2 protein-coding genes are annotated in these 547 nt (G+C 48.3%); both read right to left on the reverse strand.

Translation table 11 applies throughout. The features are described 5' to 3' along the window. A partial coding sequence (locus A3750_RS05105) for a molybdate ABC transporter permease subunit (protein ID WP_369819921.1) occupies positions 1 to 340 on the reverse strand: 340 nt, incomplete at its 3' end. Beyond that, a partial coding sequence (locus tag A3750_RS05110; RefSeq protein ID WP_197474912.1) for a substrate-binding domain-containing protein occupies positions 337 to 547 on the reverse strand: 211 nt, incomplete at its 5' end. The genes A3750_RS05105 and A3750_RS05110, both read right to left, overlap by 4 nt.

Here is a 547-nt window from a genome sequence, read left to right on the forward strand (position 1 = left end):
CCGAAAACGCGTTGTAGATTGGTTGCACAGCGAAAGGCAGAGAATAAATGATGGAGCCGATTACCAAGCCCCAGAAAGTAAACACAAGGGGCCCCAAACCTAGGCTATCTGTTAGCTGGCCAATCAAACCGCTTGGGCTCATCAGGAGCAATAGATAGAACCCAAGCACTGTTGGTGGTAGCACAATGGGTAAGGTGATGATTGTAAGAACAAATGGTTTGAGCTTGCTTGTCGTTTGGCTGAGCCACCAGGCAAGGGGTGTAGATATAAGCAGTAGAATAGCCATGGTGACAAACGCGAGGCGCAGGCTAAGCCAAAGTGTGGTCCAATCAGAGCTCATTCAATATCCGTTAAATATCCAGCATCTTGAATGATCTTACGCGCAGATTCACTCCGAAGAAACTTTAAGAATTGTTCTGCAGCCGTCGCATTCTCAGCGCGTTTTAGTAAGACCGCGTTTTGCTGGATGGGGGCATGCCACTCACTTGGTATCACGCTATGGTGAACGGATTTGTTGTTGCTGAGAACCTGTGCGTAGGCAACAAGG

The organism is Oleiphilus sp. HI0079, from assembly GCF_001635105.1.